This is a genomic window from Ruegeria sp. BHSB196 (assembly GCF_059613135.1).
Window position 1 is genome coordinate 1 of record NZ_JBXWRY010000057.1, and the last position, 21,317, is coordinate 21,317.

The 21,317-nt window shown below is 64.4% G+C and carries 23 protein-coding genes and 1 riboswitch; of the genes, 12 read left to right on the forward strand and 11 right to left on the reverse strand.

All coding sequences use genetic code 11. The features are described 5' to 3' along the window. Positions 1 to 123 precede the first annotated feature (123 nt). From AC2FNJ_RS18640 to AC2FNJ_RS18665, 6 genes are all read right to left on the reverse strand, one after another. Positions 124 to 1,461 carry a class-II fumarase/aspartase family protein gene (locus AC2FNJ_RS18640; RefSeq protein WP_496766394.1) on the reverse strand — a complete coding sequence of 446 codons (1,338 nt, stop codon included), beginning with the start codon at positions 1,459 to 1,461 and terminating at the stop codon, positions 124 to 126. Then, the gene (locus tag AC2FNJ_RS18645) at positions 1,461 to 2,174 is read right to left on the reverse strand and encodes an alpha/beta fold hydrolase (RefSeq protein ID WP_496766395.1); all 714 of its coding nucleotides are present in this window, start codon (positions 2,172 to 2,174) and stop codon (positions 1,461 to 1,463) included. Before AC2FNJ_RS18645 ends, AC2FNJ_RS18640 begins: the two co-directional genes overlap by 1 nt. Then, positions 2,167 to 2,976 (reverse strand): 3-oxoadipate enol-lactonase, encoded by an 810-nt coding sequence (pcaD, locus tag AC2FNJ_RS18650; protein ID WP_496766396.1) that lies wholly within the window; start codon positions 2,974 to 2,976, stop codon positions 2,167 to 2,169. The genes AC2FNJ_RS18645 and pcaD overlap by 8 nt, the downstream gene beginning before the upstream one ends. Before the next feature lie 87 nt (positions 2,977 to 3,063). Then, entirely contained in the window at positions 3,064 to 4,038 is a 975-nt protein-coding gene (locus tag AC2FNJ_RS18655; RefSeq protein WP_496766397.1) for a threonine ammonia-lyase, read from the reverse strand. Beyond that, on the reverse strand, positions 4,035 to 4,862 hold the full coding sequence (locus tag AC2FNJ_RS18660; protein ID WP_496766398.1) for an alpha/beta fold hydrolase: 828 nt from the start codon (positions 4,860 to 4,862) through the stop codon (positions 4,035 to 4,037). The genes AC2FNJ_RS18655 and AC2FNJ_RS18660 overlap by 4 nt, the downstream gene beginning before the upstream one ends. Then, complete coding sequence (locus tag AC2FNJ_RS18665) at positions 4,862 to 5,548, reverse strand: haloacid dehalogenase type II (protein WP_496766399.1); 687 nt, start codon at positions 5,546 to 5,548, stop codon at positions 4,862 to 4,864. The genes AC2FNJ_RS18660 and AC2FNJ_RS18665 overlap by 1 nt, the downstream gene beginning before the upstream one ends. A 125-nt stretch (positions 5,549 to 5,673) precedes the next feature. On the opposite strand from AC2FNJ_RS18665, the gene AC2FNJ_RS18670 reads away from it, so the two are divergent. Then, positions 5,674 to 6,102 (forward strand): FKBP-type peptidyl-prolyl cis-trans isomerase, encoded by a 429-nt coding sequence (locus AC2FNJ_RS18670; protein WP_496766400.1) that lies wholly within the window; start codon positions 5,674 to 5,676, stop codon positions 6,100 to 6,102. 59 nt (positions 6,103 to 6,161) lie between these two features. On the opposite strand, the gene AC2FNJ_RS18675 is transcribed toward AC2FNJ_RS18670, so the two are convergent. The 4 genes from AC2FNJ_RS18675 to fabA are packed head-to-tail and all read right to left on the reverse strand — an operon-like array spanning position 6,162 to position 9,030. Further along, a complete protein-coding gene (locus tag AC2FNJ_RS18675; RefSeq protein WP_496766401.1) occupies positions 6,162 to 6,386 on the reverse strand; it encodes a hypothetical protein in 225 nt (74 codons plus the stop codon). 59 nt (positions 6,387 to 6,445) lie between these two features. Next, the gene (locus tag AC2FNJ_RS18680) at positions 6,446 to 7,237 is read right to left on the reverse strand and encodes an enoyl-ACP reductase FabI (protein ID WP_496766403.1); all 792 of its coding nucleotides are present in this window, start codon (positions 7,235 to 7,237) and stop codon (positions 6,446 to 6,448) included. 5 nt (positions 7,238 to 7,242) lie between these two features. Then, on the reverse strand, positions 7,243 to 8,472 hold the full coding sequence (gene fabB, locus AC2FNJ_RS18685) for a beta-ketoacyl-ACP synthase I (protein ID WP_496766405.1): 1,230 nt from the start codon (positions 8,470 to 8,472) through the stop codon (positions 7,243 to 7,245). Between the two features lie 48 nt (positions 8,473 to 8,520). After that, complete coding sequence (gene fabA / locus AC2FNJ_RS18690; RefSeq protein WP_496766407.1) at positions 8,521 to 9,030, reverse strand: bifunctional 3-hydroxydecanoyl-ACP dehydratase/trans-2-decenoyl-ACP isomerase; 510 nt, start codon at positions 9,028 to 9,030, stop codon at positions 8,521 to 8,523. A gap of 189 nt (positions 9,031 to 9,219) precedes the next feature. On the opposite strand from fabA, the gene irrA reads away from it, so the two are divergent. Then, positions 9,220 to 9,639 (forward strand): iron response transcriptional regulator IrrA, encoded by a 420-nt coding sequence (gene irrA, locus AC2FNJ_RS18695; RefSeq protein WP_496766408.1) that lies wholly within the window; start codon positions 9,220 to 9,222, stop codon positions 9,637 to 9,639. A gap of 139 nt (positions 9,640 to 9,778) precedes the next feature. Then, positions 9,779 to 10,576, forward strand: coding sequence for a phytanoyl-CoA dioxygenase family protein (locus AC2FNJ_RS18700; protein WP_496766410.1), 798 nt, complete (start codon positions 9,779 to 9,781; stop codon positions 10,574 to 10,576). A 26-nt stretch (positions 10,577 to 10,602) separates the two neighbouring features. On the opposite strand, the gene AC2FNJ_RS18705 is transcribed toward AC2FNJ_RS18700, so the two are convergent. Continuing rightward, positions 10,603 to 11,469: a glycosyltransferase family protein gene (locus tag AC2FNJ_RS18705; protein ID WP_496766412.1), complete on the reverse strand. Its 867-nt coding sequence runs from the start codon at positions 11,467 to 11,469 to the stop codon at positions 10,603 to 10,605. A gap of 121 nt (positions 11,470 to 11,590) precedes the next feature. On the opposite strand from AC2FNJ_RS18705, the gene miaB reads away from it, so the two are divergent. The 9 genes from miaB to aroA all read left to right on the forward strand — a co-directional run. Next, positions 11,591 to 12,910 (forward strand): tRNA (N6-isopentenyl adenosine(37)-C2)-methylthiotransferase MiaB, encoded by a 1,320-nt coding sequence (gene miaB / locus AC2FNJ_RS18710; RefSeq protein WP_496766414.1) that lies wholly within the window; start codon positions 11,591 to 11,593, stop codon positions 12,908 to 12,910. A gap of 196 nt (positions 12,911 to 13,106) precedes the next feature. Continuing rightward, positions 13,107 to 13,862 carry an outer membrane protein gene (locus tag AC2FNJ_RS18715; protein ID WP_496766415.1) on the forward strand — a complete coding sequence of 252 codons (756 nt, stop codon included), beginning with the start codon at positions 13,107 to 13,109 and terminating at the stop codon, positions 13,860 to 13,862. 150 nt (positions 13,863 to 14,012) lie between these two features. Continuing rightward, a complete protein-coding gene (locus tag AC2FNJ_RS18720; RefSeq protein ID WP_496766416.1) occupies positions 14,013 to 15,038 on the forward strand; it encodes a PhoH family protein in 1,026 nt (341 codons plus the stop codon). A 53-nt stretch (positions 15,039 to 15,091) separates the two neighbouring features. Beyond that, on the forward strand, positions 15,092 to 15,586 hold the full coding sequence (ybeY, locus tag AC2FNJ_RS18725) for an rRNA maturation RNase YbeY (protein ID WP_496766418.1): 495 nt from the start codon (positions 15,092 to 15,094) through the stop codon (positions 15,584 to 15,586). A 36-nt stretch (positions 15,587 to 15,622) separates the two neighbouring features. After that, a complete protein-coding gene (locus AC2FNJ_RS18730) occupies positions 15,623 to 16,510 on the forward strand; it encodes a hemolysin family protein (RefSeq protein WP_496766420.1) in 888 nt (295 codons plus the stop codon). Next, positions 16,507 to 18,012, forward strand: coding sequence for an apolipoprotein N-acyltransferase (lnt, locus tag AC2FNJ_RS18735; protein ID WP_496766422.1), 1,506 nt, complete (start codon positions 16,507 to 16,509; stop codon positions 18,010 to 18,012). Before AC2FNJ_RS18730 ends, lnt begins: the two co-directional genes overlap by 4 nt. A 41-nt stretch (positions 18,013 to 18,053) precedes the next feature. Next, positions 18,054 to 18,104: riboswitch (SAM-SAH riboswitch) on the forward strand. Positions 18,105 to 18,109: 5 nt separating this feature from the next. Then, positions 18,110 to 19,291, forward strand: a complete 1,182-nt coding sequence (gene metK, locus AC2FNJ_RS18740; protein WP_496766424.1) for a methionine adenosyltransferase — start codon at positions 18,110 to 18,112, stop codon at positions 19,289 to 19,291. A gap of 97 nt (positions 19,292 to 19,388) precedes the next feature. Then, a complete protein-coding gene (trmB, locus tag AC2FNJ_RS18745; RefSeq protein WP_496766426.1) occupies positions 19,389 to 20,102 on the forward strand; it encodes a tRNA (guanosine(46)-N7)-methyltransferase TrmB in 714 nt (237 codons plus the stop codon). Positions 20,103 to 20,183: 81 nt separating this feature from the next. Further along, positions 20,184 to 21,317 (forward strand): 3-phosphoshikimate 1-carboxyvinyltransferase (aroA, locus tag AC2FNJ_RS18750; protein WP_496766428.1); only part of this gene is annotated, 1,134 nt, incomplete at its 3' end.

A 21,317-nucleotide genomic window follows, 5' to 3' on the forward strand; every position in this document is an offset into this window, starting at 1 on the left:
CCATGGCATCGATCATCACGGTGCTGAGCACAAAGAGTTGGGGCAGGCGCATCGCAGGTTCCGGTTCCGACTGGAGCGGACCCTACTTGCGTCTCGGGTGACTGAGAACCCGCCTGAGCCGCGTCAGGCCGACAGACGTCCCGTCACTTTGTCCGCGAATTCCAGCGCCTCGGCCGGTGCCAGCCCAAGTTGGCGTTTCGGGTCGAACAGGGCGTCGGTATCCAGCTGCGGCCAGGCGCGCGCAACGACTTGGGCCAGGGGCAGACCACTTTCCTTGGCTTCGTGGCACAGGGCCTTGGTGACGGCCTGCGCCTCGGGTCGGGGCATGTGTTCGGCCAGCGCGAAACTCAACGCTTCGGCATGGATCATCCCGTTGTCCCGCGCCAGCGCGGCGCGAATCGCTGGCGGATTGGGTGAGATGCCCTGCACCAGCGGCACAGCGATCTGGACTGCGGCCCCCGTGCCCAGCACGATCTGCGGCAGGCACATCCATTCGGTGAACCAGGCCGCGCCGTCGCGCTGATGGCGGTGCAGCGCGGCCCCTTGCAACGTCGCGAACAGGCCGGTCTGCTGCCGCGCCAGCGCCACCAGCGCCGAGGGAGCCACGGGGTTCTGTTTTTGCGGCATGGTCGAGGACGCGCCGGCGCCGCCCAGCCGGATTTCGGCAATGCCGGTCTGGGTGAGCGCGACCGCATCCTCGCCCAGTTTGCCCAGGGCCAGCGTGACCCGCGTGAGCCAATCGGACAGGCGCAGCACAGGTGTCCGGTCGGTATGCCAGCTGCGGCCGGGATCCTGCAGGTTGAGCAGTTCGGCCAGCGCCTTGCGCGTGTCGGCCGCCTGCGGGCCAAGGGCCGCGCCGGTGCCCGCCGCGCCGGACAGCGACACCAGCAGACAGTCGCGCCGCAGCGCGGGCAACTCGTCCAGCAGACCCAGGAGCGGCGATCCCCAGGCCGCGACCACCGCTCCGAAACCGGTCGGCGTCGCGTGCTGCCCATAGGTGCGGGCCGGCATCGGCAGGTGCGCATGGTCGCGCGCCAGGCTCGCCAAGGCGCGCAGAATGTGACGCACGTCCGTTTCGAGCAGGACAAGCGCCTGGCGCAGGCGCAGCATCAGCCCGGTATCGATGATGTCCTGCGAGGTCGCGCCCCAATGCACAAAGGCCGCATGTTCGGGGGCCTGCATCTCGGCCCGGAAGGCGGCGACCAGCCCGGGCACGCTGACGCCGTTTTCGCCCGTGGCTGCGGCCAGCGCCCCGGGGTCGAGCTGTACTTCCATCGCCGCGCGCGCGATGGCTTGGGCGCTGTCCTGCGGGATGATGCCCAGATCGCCCTGCGCCTTGGCCAGCATCCCCTCGACCAACAGCATGGCGCGCAGTTCGGCGCCGTCGGTGAACAGGCGGCCCACCTCTCCGGTCGGGAACAGTTTTGCAAACAGCGCGCTGTCGTAGACGGACCCAGCCATCAGAATTGCCCTTCGATCCGGTCGATCAGCCGCGCCAGCTTTCGCGGGTGCGAAAAGAACGGCGAATGGGAGCTGTCGATCGTGTATTGCAGCTGCGCTGGAAAGCCCTTGCTCATCTCGGCCTGGTATTCGGTGGGGACCGTTCTGTCATCCAGCGTACGGATATACGCCTTGGGCACGTTTCGGAAGCTGTCGCTCAGAACCAGCGGCGTTTCCTGTGGCCGGATGGCCTGCGGACAGAGGCGTTTGGCGGCGTAATCCACGCAGTCCTCGGGGCAGTCGTGGTAAAACAACGGGCGCACCTGGTCGGGTTCGACCGTATAGGAAAGCCCGTCAGGCGATCTGCGAATCGAGGCGATCAGCGGCTGGCGCGCGGCGCGCTTGCGCATCTCGGCCATCGACACGCCGGAAACGGGGACATAGGCGCAAAGGTAGATCAGCGCGCGCATGGACTGCGGTGCGGCTTGGGCCGCGGCGCTGATCGGATAGCCGCCCCAGGAATGCCCCACGATCACGGTTTCCGGTGTGGAGGAGGCGAAAACCGCATCGCGGCATGCGTCGAGCGTCACCTCGGATACGGGGGTCGGATCGTTGCCGTGGCTGGGCAGGTCGATGGCGCGCGCAGAGTGTCCCAGCCCTTCGAGTTCGGGGATCAGGTCGCGCCAGCACCAGGCCCCGTGGCACGAGCCGTGCACCAGAAGAAAGTCAGCCATCCGCCACCTCGTCCTGTACATGTCCGATGTCGCGCAGGAAGCGCGTCAGGATGGCCGCGTAGTCTTCGGGTTTTTCGACGCAGGGCAGATGGCCCGCATTCCGGATCAGTTCGAAGCGGGCGCCGGGGATCAAATCGACGGTTTCCCGCACCAGGTCGGGCGGGGTCGAACCGTCTTCGCTGCCGGCGATGCCGAGCGTGGGCAGGCGCAGGCCGCTGGTCGGCGTGTAGAAGTCGGTGCCCGAAATCGCCATGCTGCAACCGACGTAACCGGCGACCGGCTGCCGGACCAGCATGTGGCGCCAGAGGTCGAGTTCGGGCGTGGCCCGGAACGATCTGGAAAACCAGCGCTCCATGATGGTGTCGGCCAGCGCCTCGATTCCGCCGGTTCGAATGGCGTCGATGCGCTGTTGCCACATGTCCGGCGTTCCGATCTTGGCCGCGGTGTTGGACAGCACCATCGCGCGCACGAGATCCATGCGCTTGACCGCCAAACCCTGCGCGATCATGCCGCCGATGGACAGACCGACGAAGACGCAGTCGCGGATGTCGAGCAGATCGAGCAGCGCCTCGGCGTCGCGCACCAGCGCGCCCATGGAATAGGGTTCGGGCGGCGCAGAGGACAGGCCGTGCCCGCGCTTGTCATAGCGGATGAATTTCAGCCCTTTCGGCAGCAGCGGCACCAGGCTGTCCCACAGGCGCAGGTCGGTCCCCAGCGAATTGGCAAAGACCACCGGCGCACCGTTCGGATCGCCGTCGATGCGATAGTGAAGCTTGACCTGGCCCAGATCGGCAATCTGCATGGTGGTTTCCCGCGTGGTTTCCCGGCTGTCGCACCGGTATAGGGCAGGACGGCCCGGTGATCCATGTCTCCAGGCGTTTTGCCGCGATCAGCCGTAACGCTCCAGCACCTTGGAAAACAGCCGGGGATCGACGTTTCCACCCGAGGCGACGACGACCACCGCCTCCCCAGCGATCTCGTCCCGTCGGAACAACGCCGAAGCCAGCGCCACCGCGCCGCCGGGTTCCAGGACGATCTTGAGCCGGAGAAAGGCAAGCGCCATGGCCCGCATGGCCTCGTCTTCGCTCACGCTCAGGCCGGGGCCGCAGAGGCGTCTGAGGATCGGAAAGGTGATCTGACCGGGTTCCGGCGTCAGGATGGCGTCGCAGATATTGCCCGCGCTCGCCGCGTTTCGCTCGATCCGACCCGTCGCCAGGGACCGTTTCGTGTCGTCGAACCCTTCCGGTTCGCAGGGGCGCGCCCGCAGCCCCGGTGCGTGCCCTTCCAGCGCCAGCGCGATGCCCGAGGTCAGACCGCCGCCGCCGCAACAGACCAGCACGTCGGCCTGTCGAACGCCGTGTTGGGCGGCCTGCTCCGCGATTTCCAGCCCCACCGTACCCTGACCGGCGATCACCTGCGGTTCGTCATAGGGTTTGATCAGTGTGAGGCCGCGTTCCCGTGCCAGTGTTGCGCCGATATCCTCGCGGCTTTCCCGTGTGCGGTCGTAGAGAACCACTTCGGCCCCGAGGGCGCGCGTGTTTTCGATCTTCAGGTGCGGCGCATCCGACGGCATGACGATGACGGATGCAACGCCATGGCGCGACGCGGCCATCGCAACGCCCTGGGCATGATTGCCCGAGGAATAGGCGATCACCCCGCGTTTGCGCTGTTCGTCGGTCAGGGCGGAAATGGCCGCCCAGGCGCCGCGGAACTTGAAGCTGCCGGTGTGCTGCAGGCATTCCGGCTTGACCAGCACCCTTCGCCCGGCGATCTCGTCCAGAAACGGCGAACTCAGGAGGGGCGTGCGCCGGGCATGGCCGTTCAGCCGCTGCGCGGCGGCTTCGATCAGCTCCAGTGAGCTCATGCGGCCCCCACAATGCGTCGGATCACGTCCAGCGATTGCGGTTCGTCCAGAAACGGCGCATGCCCGCGGTCGGGAACTTCGGCCGAGATCAGGCCGGGATGGCGACGGTGCATCTCCGCGACGGTCTCGCGGCTCAGCACATCGGAATTGGCGCCGCGGATCACGCCGGTCGGGATCGCGTTCAGCGCCTCGAAAAACACCCAGAGATCCGGGATCGCTCCGGTGGCGGCCTGTTCCAGCAGAGCCTTGCGCAACGCCGGGTCATAGCGCAGGGCGAGCCCGTCAGGCGTGGCGTCGAACTGGATTTCGGCCTGTTGCCGCCAGACATCGAGCGGGACGCCGGGAAACTGCGGCTCCATCGCATCCTTCAGCACCTTGGCCGCTTCCTCGTAGGTGCGCGCGTCCGGCGTCCGGCCCACATAGTCCATGATCCGCGCGATGCCGACGGGTTCGACCACCGGCCCAACGTCGTTCAGGATCACGCCGGACACCCATTCCGGGTGGCTCGATGCCAGCGTCATGGCGATCAGGCCGCCACGCGAGGTGCCGAGAACCGTGACCTTGTCCAGTCCGAGATGCTCGAGCAACTCGACCACGTCATGCGATTCCCGAATGACGTTGTAGTTGTGATGGTCCGGGTCGTAATCGGAACGTCCCCGCCCCCGATAATCTATCGTGATCAGCCGGAGGTCGCGCACATGCGGCGCGAGAAACGAGAAATCGCGGCTGTTGCGGGTCAGCCCCGCCAGACAGAGCAGGGGCTGCCCGCTGCCTTGGTCCTCGAAATGGATGCGTTTTCCGTCGGTCGTCGTAAAGTGGGGCATCAGGCTCCTGCCAGTTCGGGAATTCCGGTCAGGTCGGACAGTACATGGGTTGGCCGCCACGGCAAGCGGTCCATCGGTTCGCCGGCACGGTTGACCCAGACGGTGACGAAGCCGAACCCGCTCGCGCCGGCGGCGTCCCAGCCATTCGAGCTTACGAACAGCACCTCGTCACGGGCGCAGCCGAACCTGTCGAGAACAAGCCGATAGACCCGCTCATCCGGTTTGAACACGCCGACGCTTTCGACCGACAGGACATCGTCCAGCACCGCGCCGATGCCGGCCGATTGAACCGCGGCATCCAGCATCGCCGGTGATCCGTTCGACAGGATCGCCGTCTGCCGCCCAACCGATTTCAGGGCCTCGAGCATGGCCGGAACTTCGGGATAGGCTCGCAGCTCCCAATACAGATCCAGAAGCCGCTGGCGCAGAGCGGCGTCACCGTGCAAGCCGGTCGCTTCGAGCGCCCAGTCCAGCCCGTCCTGCGTCACGTCCCAGAAATCGTCATGGGCTCGGGTGATGGCGCGCAGCCACGTGTATTGAAGCTGCTTCAGGCGCCAATGGTTGGCGAGTTCCGGCCAGGTGTCCCGCAACGCTTCGCGGCCGGGCTCGGCGGCGGCTTCGCGCGCCGCCGCGGCAACGTCGAACAGGGTGCCGTAGGCATCGAAAACGCAGGTGGTGATGGGCATGGGTTCCTCCCTCGTCGGGGGCAGGTTGGCACAGGAACGCAGAGGGCGGAAGGGCCAAGGGTTTACATCCCGGTGTCACCCTTTAGGGTGGGCCGTTCAACCCAAGGAAACGAACCGGAGGTTCCATGACAGTAATCAAGCAAGGCGACACGGTTCGCATTCACTACACCGGCACGTTGCTCGACGGCAACGTGTTCGACAGTTCCGAGGGGCGCGACCCGCTCCAGATTCAGGTGGGGTCGGGGCAGATCATTCCGGGGCTCGACAAGGCACTGCCGGGCATGGCCGTCGGGGACACGAAGAAGGTCGAAGTGGCCTGTGTCGAAGCGTATGGCCCCGTCAATCCGGCGATGCGGCAGGCCATCCCGCGCGAGGGCATTCCCGACGACATTCCGCTGGACATCGGTACGCAGCTTCAGATGCAGTCGCCCGAAGGCCAGGCCGTTGCCGTGACCGTGGTTGAGGTCGATGACGCAACCGTGACGTTGGACGCCAACCATCCGCTGGCCGGACAGGATCTGATCTTTGATATCGAGGTCGTTTCGATCAACTGATCCGGACCCTTGGCGATTTGACGGGGTCCGGGGTCGTGACCCGTTCGATGTCGATCAGATCAGTCTGAAAGGGTCGCCAAGGACTCGCTGCCCGACGAGAACATTTCTCCCATCAGGATCTGGAATTCCGGATGGGAGATGATGACCAGAACGGCAAGTGAGAAACACAGGCTCAACAGGATCAGGCGAACGGCTTCGCCGGACCGTCTGACGGGGGCGTCAGGCTCACGCAGAGCCTTTTCACGCTGCGCTGCGGCGCTGAGGATCAGGTCAATCTTGCTCATGTCCGAATACCTGCGCGCCAAGTTTGTTCAAAACTGGGCAGGCGCAGGGAAAGTTCGGGTCACATGAACTCCGGTTGGGGCATTCCAAGGACGTGAAAGCCGCCATCGACGCGAATGATCTCGCCGGTGGTGCAGGCGCCTGCATCCGAAACGAGATAGACCGCCGTGCCGCCCACCGCCTCGAGCGTCGCGTTCGACCGCATCGGCGCGTTCTGGTCGCAGAACTTGTAGGTCTTGCGCGCGCCGCCGATGGCCGCGCCCGCCAGGGTCTTCATCGGTCCCGGCGAAATCGCGTTGACCCGGATGCCGTCCGGCCCGAGGTCGTTGGCCAGATAGCGGGTCGCCGATTCCAGCGCCGCCTTGGCCACGCCCATCACGTTGTAGTTCGGCACAACCCGGTTCGAGCCCTGATAGGTCAGGGTCAGGAGCGACCCGCCCTTGTCCTGCATCAGCGGATAGGCGCGGCGGGCGACCTCGATGAAGGAATAGGCCGACACGTCCATCGAATGCTTGAAGTTCGCGCGGGTCGTGTTCAGGAACCGGCCCGTCAACTCGGACTTGTCCGAATAGGCGATCGCGTGCACCAGAAAGTCGATCGCGGGCCAGCGTTCGGCAAGTTCGGCAAAGGCGCGATCCAGTGAGGCGTCGTCGGTCACGTCCGCATCCACCATGAAATCGCTGCCGACGCTTTGCGCCAGCGGCTCCAGGCGCTTGCCGAAGGCTTCACCCTGATAGGTGAAGGCCAGTTCCGCGCCGGCTTCGTGCATGGCCTTGGCGATGCCCCAGGCGATGGAGCGGTCATTGGCCACGCCCATGATGAGGCCGCGCTTGCCCTTCAGAAGATCCGACATGTCTTTCACCCGTGAAACCTGGAGAGGACCATAGACCCATTTGTGCCGCCAAAGCCAAAGCTATTGGTCATGACACTGTCCAACCCAGCATTTTCAACAACTTCTGTTGCAATTTCACCGGGCAGGATTCCTTCGGCGAGGGTGTCGACATTGATCGATGGTGTTATGAAATCGTGCTGCAGCATGAGCAGGCAGAAGATCGCTTCGAGCGCCCCGGCCGCGCCCTGGGCATGGCCGGTCATGGATTTGGTCGAGGAGATCGGCGGCACGTTGCCTTCGCCGAATATGCGGCGGACCGCTTCGACTTCGCCCACGTCGCCCACGGGCGTCGAGGTGCCATGCGCGTTGATATAGGACACCTTGCGCCCTTCCGGCAGCGTGGACAGCGCCAGGCGCATGGCCCGCTCGCCGCCTTCGCCCGAGGGGGCGACCATGTCATGCCCGTCGGACGTGGCCGCAAGGCCCGTCACCTCGGCATAGATCTTTGCGCCGCGTGCCTGTGCATGTTCGAGATCCTCCAGCACGACGATGCCGCCGCCTCCGGAAATGACAAAGCCGTCGCGATCCTGGTCGAAGGCCCGCGAGGCCCGTTCCGGGGCGTCATTGTATTTCGAGGACATCGCGCCCATCGCGTCGAACAGGCAGGAGAGCGTCCAGTCAAGTTCTTCCCCGCCGCCGGCGAACATCACGTCCTGCTTGCCCATCATGATCTGCTCGGCCGCGTTGCCGATGCAGTGCAGCGAAGTCGAACAGGCCGAGGTGATCGAATAGTTGATGCCCTTGATCCGGAACGCGGTCGCCAGATTGGCCGAGATCGTCGAACACATGCATTTCGGCACCGCAAACGGCCCGATCCGCTTGGTCGCGCCGCTTTTCAGAACCATCTGATGGGCGGTGAGCATGGCGCTGGTCGAAGGCCCGCCGGACCCCGCCACCAGGCCGGTGCGGGGATTCACTACCTGATCCTCGGTCAGACCGGCATCGGCGATGGCCTGGCTCATGGCGATATGGGCATAGGCGGCGCCGGGCCCCATGAACCGCAGCGTACGCTTGTCCACGTGTTCGGACACATCGATCTTCAATGATCCGGCCACCTGGCTGCGAAACCCGTGCTCGGCCATCTGTTCATTGGCCTCAATGCCCGACCTGCCCGCCTTCAGCGAAGCAAGGACTTCCTCGGCATTGTTCCCGATCGAGGAGACGATCCCCAATCCGGTGACGACGACGCGACGCATAAGCGTACTCCTGTGTTCCGTTCCCTCGTGCATGCCTGTCAGCTGGGGTCAGCTTTCGGACAGTGCAACCTTCATGTCTTTGACCTGATAGATCACTTCGCCGTCGGCTTCGACCCGGCCATCCGCCACACCCATGGTAAGGCGGCGCGTCTGCACGGCCTTGGTGAAATCGACGAAATAGGTGAGCAGCTTGCGGTCGGGCCGCACCATGCCGGTCAGCTTGATTTCACCGGTGCCGATCGCATAGCCGCGCCCCTGCCAGCCGCGCCAGCCCAGGTTGAAACCGGTCAGTTGCCAAAGCCCGTCCAGTCCGAGGCAGCCCGGCATGATCGGGTTGCCCGGAAAGTGACAGTCGAAGAACCACAGGTCGGGCTTGATGTCGAATTCCGCGACCACGTGACCCTTGCCGTGCGCGCCCCCGTCGGCGGAAATGTCGGTGATCCGGTCCATCATCAGCATCGGCGGTTCGGGCAGCTGCGCGTTGCCGGGGCCGAATAGCTCGCCACGGGCGCATCTCAGCAGATCTTCCTTGTCAAAGCTGCTCGGGAATTTGGCCATTCTGCCGCCTCTCCTGCCAGGGGTCTGTTCGTCACATCTGGCCTCCTCTAACACCCGTGCGCAAGGCTCTGCAAGAGCGGGCGCGCGCCTTGCATCGCCGGATCCCGCCGCGTTGCGAATGAATTTCATTTGAATTTCCACCATGCCCAGCCCTATATATACATTCAGCCACAACCGAGTATCGAATCCATGACGCCACAAAGCCTGAGAACTGCCACGGACTGGTTGGTGAATGCCGGCCTGCGCCCGACCCGGCAGCGCCTGGCACTGGCCGAGTTGCTGGTGGGTGACGGCAAACACCGCCATGTGACCGCCGAGAGCCTGTTCGAGGCGGCGAAGTCCAAGGGCGCCGCGGTGTCGCTGGCGACCGTGTACAACACCCTGCGCGCATTCTGCGAGGCGGGCGTGTTGCAGGAAATCACGGTGGACGGGTCCAAGAGCTATTTCGACACGAACACCCACGATCACCCGCATTTCTTCTGGGAGGACGAGGGTCGGCTTTCCGATGCGCCGTCGGACCAGCTGGTGATCCAGCGTCTGCCCGAGGCGCCGGACGGGGTCGAGATCGCGTCGGTGGACGTGGTCATTCGCCTGCGCCGCAAGGACTGATCCGCTTCATCAATTGAACATGGCCCGCCGCGTCACGGTCCGGACCGGCGGCAGTGACTGCGTCACGCAATCTGCGTGTTGATCCGACAGGCGGAACGTGCCCATATCCCGGAAATCGAAACACGCGCCGGAGACGACGATGCCCCACCCCTTGGTCACGCAAGACATGATCGACACCTATCAGCGCGACGGCGTGGTTCTGGTTCGGGGGCTGTTCGCGGATCATGTCGAGGATCTGCGCGCCGGGGTCGAGGCGAACATGAGCGTGCCGGGCCCCTATGCTTCGGAAAACCGCAAAGCGGGCGAGACCGGCCGGTTCTTCGACGACTATTGCAACTGGACCCGCATTCCCGAGTTTCGGCAGGTGGTCGAAACCTCGCCGGCGGCCGAAGTGGCGGCGGATCTGATGCAATCCGCCTCGGTTCAGATGTTCCATGACCACGTACTGGTCAAGGAACCCGGCACCTCGATGGCGACCCCCTGGCACCAGGACGGGCCGTATTACTTTGTCGAAGGGCGTCAGACCATCAGCTTCTGGTCGCCGCTGGATCCGGTGAAGGAGGCGACCTTGCGCTGCGTCGCCGGTTCGCACCTGTGGGAAAAGGAGGTCATCCCGACCCGCTGGGTCAGCGAAGAGGGCTACTTTCCGGATGAGGGGCAGTACATGCCGGTTCCCGATCCCGAGGCCGAAGACATGGCGATCGTGGAACACGAGATGCAGCCGGGGGACGCCGTCGCGTTCAACTTCCGCATCCTGCATGGCGCGCGCGGCAACACGTCCCCGTCCCGCCGGCGGGCCTTTTCGCTGCGGCTCGTGGGGGACGACGCGCGATATGTCGAGCGGCCGGGCCGCACCTCTCCGCCCTTTCCCGGGCATGACATGCAGCCGGGGCAGAAGCTGCGGGAGGATTGGTTTCCGATGCTCTGGCCGCGTTGACCCGTGTGGTCAGAACCGCAGCCGATTCAGAACCACTGACCCGGCTCGATCAGGCCCAGATCAAGCAGCTGACGCGAGTTCCACGCGAACGGCACGGAGTTGCGCCACCGGAAACTCTGGATTTCAGCGCCTGAAACAGGATTTCGTTTCAGCGCCTTGGCTGCGCGGAACGAACAGATCGCGGCCGTCAGGTTGTGGTGCCACGGGCAGGAATAGGTGTTGTATTCCGGTTCGTTGAAAGTGTGGTCGGAACGCAGTTCGAGCTTGGGCCTGGACCTGAAAAGCGAAATCCGGTCGATCCGCCGACTTTCCTGCGGAATGAACTCTTCGAACCTCCAGCGCAAGCCGCCGGAAAAATCCAGCTGCCGTTCCAGGGGATGGCCGTTCTCGGGATTCAGCCGCGCCTGCGCGAAATAGCCGGACCGGTCGAACCAGGCGGCTCCGGTGGAGACCGCCGTCGGACAGGCGGCCAGATCCTCGGCATAGAGATCGATGACATAGGTCAGCATGGCGTCGCGCCGTTCCGAGGCGTGAAAGGTCAGCAACTCGCCCACGCTGCGGGATTCGCAGAAGGGAAAGAACAGGTACTCGGCGTTGTAGCAATAGTACATCCAGACATCCGGCGCCGCCGCGATGACCTGGTTGATCGCGTCGATGACCTTGGCCCGGGGCCGGCAGGGGTGCGCTATGCGCGAAACACGTCCGGCCGTGGCGTCCGGCAAGGTGAACTCGTCGGGCATGAAGGCCAGCACCGTAGCGAAGCCGAGATCGAGATGGTGCCGCAGGGTGCTGTCGATCTCGACCTCGTCTTCGGCGAACACCATGGCCAGCGGGCCGCCCGTCCGGCCTCTGCCAACCTGTCCCAGAAAGTCGTCGAGCGACGGATACCGCATGTGATGCCCCTGCGTTGCCCCGCTGGCGTTTTTCGCCAAATTCGGGTAAATCCGCGCGCATTGCAAGCAGCGTCCGAAGCGTTTAAACGGCGCCGATCCGGCGAAAGCAAAGGCACGTTCCATGTCCGAACCGAAAAAACTCTTCATCAAGACCTATGGCTGTCAGATGAACGTCTATGACAGCGAGCGCATGGCCGAGGCGCTGGGCGGTCAGGGCTATGTGGAAACGAGCAGCCCCGAAGACGCGGACATGATCCTTCTGAACACCTGTCACATCCGCGAGAAGGCGGCGGAAAAGGTCTATTCCGAACTCGGCCGGTTCAAAGGGCTGAAGGCGGAAAGGCCGGATCTCAAGATCGGTGTGGCAGGGTGTGTCGCGCAGGCCGAGGGCGCGGAAATCATGCGCCGTCAGCCGCTGGTCGATCTGGTGGTTGGTCCGCAAAGCTATCACCGACTGCCCGCGCTCGAGGCCAAGGCCCGGGCCGGGGAGAAGGCGCTCGACACCGACTTTCCCGAGGAGGACAAGTTCGAGATCCTGAACAGCCGTCCCAAGGCCAGGCGCGGACCCACCGCCTTTCTGACGGTGCAGGAGGGGTGCGACAAGTTCTGTGCCTTCTGCGTGGTTCCCTATACCCGCGGAGCCGAGGTCAGCCGTCCGGTGGATCGGGTTCTGGCCGAAGCGCGGGACTTGGTCGAACGCGGCGTGCGGGAAATCACCCTGCTGGGCCAGAACGTAAACGCCTATCACGGCGCGGGCGCATCCGGCGACGTGAGCCTGGCGGGCCTGATCCGCGAACTGGACAGGATCGACGGCCTGGAACGCATCCGCTATACCACCTCGCACCCCAACGACATGACCGACGATCTGATCGAGGCGCATGGGACATGCGCCAAGCTGATGCCGTACCTGCATCTGCCGGTGCAATCCGGATCGGACCGGATCCTGAAACGGATGAACCGCAGCCACACGGCCGAAAGTTATCTGCGCCTGATCGAGCGCATCCGGGCGGCGCGCCCCGACATCCTGATGTCCGGCGATTTCATCGTCGGATTCCCGGAAGAGACCGAAGCGGATTTCCAGGCGACGCTCGATCTGGTCGAGGAGGTCAGATACGGCTACGCGTATTCCTTCAAATACTCGACTCGGCCCGGCACGCCGGCGGCCGAGCGTCCGCAGGTGGCCGCGGATGCGGCGGATGACCGCCTGCAGCGCCTGCAGGCCGTCATCACCCGGCACCAGCGCGAGGTTCAGGATGCCATGGTCGGCCGCGAAGTGCGGGTGCTGTTCGAGAAACCGGGGCGCCTGAACGGGCAAATGGTTGGGAAATCGGAATATTTGCACGCCGTCCATGTCAGCGGCGCGAACATTTGTGCAGGCGACCTGCGCGCCGTGCGCATCACCGCCTCGGGCGCGAACTCGCTGGCCGGCGAATTGACCTGATTTGGTATGAAAACGCCTTAAAGTTGCCAGATATAGATGGCTATTGGCTTTTTGACGATCTTGATTCATGGTGCGTCAACTTGTGTGTGCCAAACATCGGGCGATCCCGGTCGCGGTTGGCAGGCGGTGAATTCGATCGTTTGACCGGTTTTGAGTGTTCGGCCCCGCGGGGCCAGGTGCGAGGAAGGAGCAGATCTTGGAACGGCCTTTCAGTTCCACTGTCGTGAAATCCGTTTCGGCGGCGATTGTCCTTGGCGGCGTTGCCTTCGCCACGCCGGTGGCCCATGCCGGGAACGTCGATGCGGCCTATGTCGAGCCCGAAGTGATCGAACCTGCGCCCTCCCGGCATGACTGGAGCGGGTTCTACGTGGGCGGAACCCTGGGATATGCGTTCGGCGGAGACGACGAAGTCGGACATCGTGCGCCGAATGGCCCGTTGGTCGCCAATGTCGGAGACATGAAGCCCGGCGGCTTCAACTATGGTCTGCGCCTCGGCTGGCGAAACGACGTGCCGATCGGAAGCCGGTCCTATGTCTATGGTTTCGAGCTGGGTTATGACGCCGGCAATATCGGCGACGATGTGTCCGACGCCACGCATCGGGCCTCGGTGGACGTAAAGAACACCTGGTCGCTCAGGTTCAAGAGCGGTGTGACCAACACGGCCGGGAACACGCAGTTCTACGGCATCCTGGGCTATGCCCGCGGCGATATCGAATACTCACTGTCCGGCACCGCGGGTGGCGACACGATCGCGCTTTCCGACCGGTCGGATTATGACGGTTATTCGCTCGGCCTTGGGGTGGAACGCGCGCTCAGGGACAATCTGCGCCTGACGTTCGAATACGAATACACCAAGTTCGATTCCAAGCGACTGACCGATGCCTCCGGGTCTTCGACGGTCGCAACCCCAAGCTATGGCAACATCCGGATCGGTCTGAACTACGCATTCTGACCGGGTTCCGCGGGACGGGGCCGGACGCCTGCCACCCGTCAGCCCCTGTCGGGCAAATTCGCCCCGCCGCGGGAAATTCTGTCGTCAAACCTTGCGCTGGCGCTGGCAATCTGGCTACGCTCGAATCAAACGCCAAGACAGGAGAACGGATTGGCCATCGGTGCCCTGACCCCACCGCAAAACGACATGCCCCCGCACGAGGTGGTTGTTGAATTCCCCGATAACAGACTGTTGATCGACCTGTGTGGCGAATATGACCGCAATCTCGCCGAAATCGAGCGAAAACTGTCGGTCCAGATCCTCCGCCGTGGCAACCAATTGGCGATTATGGGAGAGGATGACGCCCAGAAACGGGCCGTCGAAGTGCTCGGGGCGCTGTATGACCGGCTTCAGGCCGGGCGCGCGGTCGAGGCGGCGGATGTGGACCGTGAACTCCGGATGGGCGGGTCGGATGCCGATACGGGCGTGCGCGACGGCGACCAGCTGGAGATGTTCAAGGGCGGCACCGTCGAGATCAAGACCCGCAAGAAGCTGGTCGAGCCGCGCACCGATGCTCAAAAGGCCTATGTGCAGTCCCTGTTCAACAACGAACTGGCCTTCGGCATCGGCCCCGCGGGCACCGGCAAGACCTATCTGGCCGTCGCCGTGGGCGTGTCGATGTTCATCGGCGGCCATGTGGACCGGATCATCCTGAGCCGGCCGGCGGTCGAGGCCGGGGAAAAGCTCGGCTATCTGCCGGGCGACATGAAGGACAAGGTCGATCCCTACATGCAGCCGCTTTACGATGCGCTGAACGATTTTCTGCCGGGCAAGCAGCTTGCCAAGCTGATCGAGGAGAAGCGGATCGAGATTGCACCGCTGGCCTTCATGCGGGGCCGGACGCTCTCGAATGCCTTTGTCGTTCTGGACGAGGCGCAGAATGCGACCACCATGCAGATGAAAATGTTCCTGACGCGACTGGGCGAAGGCAGTCGCATGGTCATCACCGGCGACCGGTCGCAGGTCGATCTGCCGCGCGGGGTGCCGTCGGGTCTGGCGGACGCGGAGCGGCTGCTGAAAACCATCCCCGATATCGGGTTCAACTACTTCACCTCGAAGGACGTCGTGCGCCATCCGCTTGTGGCGGCGATCATCGAGGCGTATGAGGCCGATTCAGGACGGGACAACGCGGGCTGAAGGACAGCGGGCGCCGGTGGCCCGTCTTGCAGGGCCGTCAGCAGAGATCATCCATGACCCTCGAAGTTACATTGGAAGACCCCCGTTGGCGCGACCTGGAGGCATTGGCCGGGCGTGCCGTGACGGCGGTTCTGACCCATCACGGTCTCGACCCCGAGCGGTGCGAGGTCAGCCTGCTGGGCTGCGACGACGCGCGCATCGCCGAACTGAACGATGCCTATCGCGGCAAGCGCGCGGCGACGAACGTGCTCAGTTGGCCCGCCGCGGACCTGGCCGCCGAAATCGCCGGTGACAGGCCGGCCCGGCCCGAGCCGGACGTGTTCGGCGAAATCGCCCTGGGTGACGTGGCGATATCCCATGATACCTGCCTCCGCGAGGCCGAAATGGCCGGCAAACCCCTGAACGATCACGTCACGCATCTTGTCGTTCACGGGGTCTTGCACCTGCTGGGCTACGATCACATCCGTGACGCGGACGCCACCCTGATGGAGGCTCTTGAGATCGAAATACTTGGCAAACTGGGTATCGATAACCCATATACTGGGTGACGAGGGCTTTTGAGCCCGACAACTTGGAACAGGAAAATGGGCGACACAGACGGCGGTTCTATGGCGGCGCAAGGCGCGCATCCCGAGACCGGCAAAGATATTACCGAAGAGAAATCCGGGTTTTTGTCCCGACTAATGGATGCCTTCTCTTCCACCGAAAACACGAGCGACCCGCATCTCAACGGGCAAGCCTCGGCCAGCGTGCAGCCGCGCGGCATGATCAACCTGCGACGGATGCGGGTCGAAGACGTGGCCATTCCGACGGCCGAAATCGTTTCGGTCCCCAGCACCATCTCCAAGGAGGAACTGGTGCAGGTCTTTCGCGACAGCGGCATGACGCGCATCCCGGTCTACGAGGGCACGCTCGATACACCGCTCGGATTCGTGCACCTCAAGGATTTCGCCCTTGTGCACGGCTTCAACGGGGACACGACCGAATTCGATCTGACCTCGATGCTGCGATCGCTGTTGTTCGTGCCTCCGTCGATGCCGATTGGCGTTCTCTTGACCAAGATGCAGACCGAGCGCCGGCACATGGCCCTGGTGATCGACGAGTATGGCGGCGTCGACGGGCTGGTGACCATCGAGGATCTGATCGAACAGGTGGTGGGCGAAATCGCGGACGAACACGACGCGGACGAGGATCAGCTCTGGGTTCGTGAAAAACCCGGCTGCTATATCGTTCAGGCCCGTGCACCGCTTGAGGAATTCGAAGCCGAAATCGGCCGCTCGCTGACCAGCCACGAGGATGTGGACGAGGAGGAGATCGACACGCTTGGCGGTCTGGTCTTCATGCTGTCGGGGCGTGTCCCGGCTCGCGGAGAGGTCGTAATTCACCCCGAAGGCCCGGAATTCGAGGTGATCGACGCCGACCCCCGCCGCATCAAGCGGTTGCGCGTGATGCTGCCGGATCTGGCTGCATGATCCGTCCCGACCGTTGGCCGGTCTGGCTGAGGTTGGTGCTGGCCGCCCTTCTGGGCGCGCTCGCCGCTTTCGGTCTGGCGCCGACCGGCTATTGGGTCATCACCGTGGCGGCGCTGGTTGCGCTGTCCGTTTTGTTTCTGAGCGCGGCGACGCGGTGGCGGGCTGCGGTTCTGGGGTGGCTGTTTGCCACCGGGTATTTCGCACACGCGCTGCTGTGGATTGTAGAGCCGTTCTTTGTCGATGCGGCGCGGCACGGCTGGATGGCGCCCTTTGCCCTTGCGCTGATGGCGGGGGGCATGGCCCTGTTCTGGCTTCCCGCATTCTGGTTCGCCCGGCGTCCACGAGTTTCGGACGCGGCGCAGGTCTGGCTGCTTGTGCTCGGCCTGTCTTTGGGCGAACTGGCGCGCGGCTATGTTCTGACCGGGTTTCCCTGGGCGGGACTGGCGCAGATCTGGGTGGATACGCCGGTTGCGCAGCTTCTGTCCCTGATCGGACCCTATGGCCTGGGGGCATTGACCCTGGCGGTCACCTTGCCGGTCGGTCTGCTGTTTCGGGCGGCTCCCACTGGCCGCGCCCTGGCCCTGCGGCTCGGCCCTGCCGCGCTGTTCGGCCTTTGTGCGCTTTTCTATCCGGCGATGCGGCCCGAGGTCGTCGCATCCGGCACCACCGTTCGTCTGATCCAGCCGAACGCTCCTCAGCATCAGAAATGGGATCCGCAATACGCGCCCATCTTCTTCAACCGGCAGATCGAGTTCACGCTGGCGGAACCGCAGCCCGATCTGATCGTCTGGCCCGAGACATCGGTGCCGGTCTGGCTGGAAAACGCCGATGCCACCTTGCGGGTGATCGCGGATGCGGCGGGCGGCACGCCCGTGGTGCTGGGCATCCAGCGCAGCGCCGGGAACCGGATCTTCAACTCGATGGTCGTCCTGAACGAAGGGGGGCAGCTGGCGGGGATCTACGACAAGCATCACCTGGTGCCATTCGGGGAATACGTGCCGTTCGGCGACCTGATGGCCCGCTTGGGGCTGTACGGGTTTGCGGCCACGACGGGGCAGGGGTTCAGCCCGGGTCCGGGTCCGGCCCTTCTGCCGCTGGGCGGTCTGGGGGCGGTGCTTCCGCTGATCTGCTACGAAGCGGTCTTTCCTCAGGACGTTCGCAACGCGCCCGAGCGCCCGACATTCCTGCTGCAGATCACCAATGACGCGTGGTTCGGAACCCGGTCCGGCCCGTATCAGCACCTGGCCCAGGCCCGTATGCGGGCGATCGAGCAGGGTCTGCCCCTGGCGCGGTCGGCCAATACCGGGATTTCGGCGATGATCGATCCGCTGGGCCGGGTGACGGCCCATCTGGGATTGGGTGAAAAAGGATATGTGGATGCCGATCTGGCCGCCCCGTTCCGCCCGACGGTTTATGCGCGTATCGGAGACAGTCCGGTGTTTCTTGTGCTCGTTGTGTTGATTATGGCGGTATTTCTGCGGCAGCGGGCGCAACATGGGTAAAACCGATTGACGCTGACGATGGCTGCGCGTATCTGACTCCTCGCCTGTCACAACGGCTTCCTGGCGTGGCAGGGATATTGTTTAATGGAGCGCTTTCATGTCCCGACAGAACTACACTTTCACTTCGGAATCCGTTTCCGAAGGGCACCCGGACAAGGTCTGTGACCGGATTTCGGATGCCGTCCTCGACGCCTTGCTGAACGAGGAACCCGAGGCACGCGTGGCGTGCGAAACCTTTGCTACCACCAATCGGGTGGTGATCGGCGGTGAGGTCGGTCTGTCGGATCAGGACAAGCTGCACGATTACATGGACCGGATCGACGAGATCACCCGGTCCTGCATCAAGGATATCGGTTACGAGCAGGACAAGTTCCACTGGCAGACCTGCGAAATCACCAACCTGCTGCACGAACAGTCCGCGCATATCGCGCAAGGCGTCGATGCGTCCGACAACAAGGACGAAGGGGCTGGCGATCAGGGCATCATGTTCGGATACGCCACCACGGAAACACCGGCGCTCATGCCGGCCCCGATCCAGTATTCGCACGCGATCCTGCGTCGCCTGGCCGAGGTCCGCAAAAACGGCACCGAACCGTCGCTGGGCCCCGACGCCAAGTCGCAGCTTTCGGTGGTCTACCGGGATGGCAAGCCGGTCGGCGTGAGCTCGATCGTGCTTTCGACCCAGCATCTCGACGAGTCGCTGACATCGGACGACATCCGCGAGATCGTCGAGCCCTATATCCGCGAAACGCTGCCCGACGGCTGGTTGAACGGCGAAACGGTTTGGCACGTGAACCCGACGGGCAAATTCGTCATCGGCGGCCCCGACGGGGATGCGGGCCTGACCGGTCGCAAGATCATCGTGGACACCTATGGCGGCGCGGCGCCGCATGGCGGGGGCGCCTTCTCGGGCAAGGATCCGACCAAGGTGGACCGTTCGGCCGCTTATGCGGCGCGGTACCTGGCCAAGAACGTGGTCGCCGCCGGCATGGCCGAACGCTGCACCATCCAGTTGAGCTATGCGATCGGCGTCTCGAAACCGCTGTCGATCTATGCCGACACCCATGGAACCGGCGAGGTCGATCCGGCGGCCATCGAAAAGGCGATCGAACAGGTCATGGACCTGAGCCCGCGCGGCATCCGCCAGCATCTGAGCCTGAACAAACCGATCTTCCAGCGCACCGCGGCCTATGGCCATTTCGGGCGCGATCCGGAAGAGGACGGCGGGTTCAGCTGGGAACGCACCGATCTGGTGGATGCGCTGAAAAAGGCCGTCTGACCAACGCGGGGCAAGTCCCGAAAACACCAGCATCGGCAGGGGCGGGGTGATCCTCCGCCCCTTGCAAGACGCGCCGCCGCAAAGTATGGCCCGCGCCATGAAGACCGAACACCCCCGCCGCCCCCGCCGAAACTTCTATGGCCGGTTCAAGGGGAAATCCCTGAAGCCGCGTCAGAAGGCCTATCTCGACGAAGACCTTGCCGCCCTGTCTCCGGGTCCGGTGGACTGGGACAGCAATCCCGACCGCGCGCCGCTGGATCTCGACCGCCTGTTTGACGGCAAACCCGTCTGGCTGGAGATCGGCTTTGGCGGCGGCGAGCACATGGTGCATCAGGCCGAGCGCAATCCGGACATCGGGATCATCGGGGCGGAGCCGTTCATAAACGGGGTGGCGATGCTGCTGGGCAAGATTCGCCGGGCGGGCGTGACCAACCTGGCGGTGCATCCCGGCGATGTGCGCGACCTGTTCGACGTGCTGCCGGATCGGAGCATCTCGCGCGCCTTCCTGCTCTATCCCGATCCCTGGCCCAAGAAGCGCCATCACCGCCGTCGCTTCGTCACGCCCGAGCATCTCGAACCGCTGGCTCGCGTGATGAAACCCGGTGCGATCTTTCGGGTGGCGACGGACATTCCCGACTATGTGCGCCAGACCCTGGAGGAAGTGCCCGGGGCCGGGTTCGAATGGCTGGCCGAACGCCCGTCCGACTGGCGCGAGCCTTGGCACGACTGGATTTCGACCCGTTACGAGCAAAAGGCTCTGCGCGAGGGCCGGACGCCACATTATCTCACGTTCCGCCGCGCGGCGCGTTAGCGGCAGCGCCGGGGATTGCCGCTGGACCCCGTCCCTCCAATTCGCTAATCGGCCCGTACCGATAGCGCAAAAGGAGCTTCCATGTCCGGACACGGCACGCCCATCCCGATGACATCGCATCCCTGTGGCCCGTTGACGGGAACGGCCGAAGTTCCGGGCGACAAGTCGATTTCGCACCGTTCGCTGATCCTCGGCGCGCTGGCGGTGGGTGAGACCCGGATCTCGGGTCTGCTCGAAGGCGAGGACGTGCTGGACACCGCCAAGGCAATGCGCGCGTTTGGCGCCGAGGTGATCGACCATGGTGGCGGAAACTGGTCGGTGCATGGCGTCGGTGTCGGCGGATTTGCCGAACCCGATCAGGTAATCGACTGCGGCAATTCCGGGACCGGCGTGCGCCTGATCATGGGGGCGATGGCGACTTCGCCGATCACGGCGAGTTTCACCGGCGACGCCAGCCTGAACAAGCGGCCCATGGCGCGCGTGACCGATCCGCTGGCGCTGTTCGGCGCCCAGTCCTTTGGGCGCTCGGGCGGTCGATTGCCAATGACCATCGTGGGGGCGGCTGATCCGGTTCCGGTGCGCTACGAGGTTCCCGTCCCCTCGGCGCAGGTGAAATCCGCGGTTCTGCTGGCGGGCCTCAATGCGCCGGGCAAGACCGTGGTCATCGAAAAAGAGGCGACGCGGGATCACACCGAAAGGATGCTGGCCGGGTTCGGGGCCGAAATCGCGGTCGAGGATACGGAGAAGGGGCGGGTGATCACGCTGACCGGCCGGCCGGAACTGAAACCGCAGGTCATCGCCGTGCCGCGCGATCCGTCCAGCGCCGCTTTTCCAGTCTGTGCGGCGCTGATCACGCCGGGCTCTGACGTGCTGGTGCCGGGGATCGGCCTGAACCCGACCCGCGCCGGCCTGTTCACCACGCTGCGCGACATGGGCGCCGATCTGACCTATGAAAACGAGCGCGACGAAGGCGGCGAGCCGGTCGCGGACCTGCGGGCGCGGTATTCGCCCGACATGAAGGGCGTCACGGTCCCGCCCGAGCGGGCGGCATCGATGATCGACGAATACCCGGTGCTGGCGGTGGTTGCCGCCAATGCAACGGGCACCACGATGATGGGCGGCGTCAAGGAACTGCGGGTAAAGGAAAGCGACCGGATCGACGCCATGGCGCGGGGATTGCGCAAAAACGGCGTGCGCGTCGAGGAAGGCGAAGAC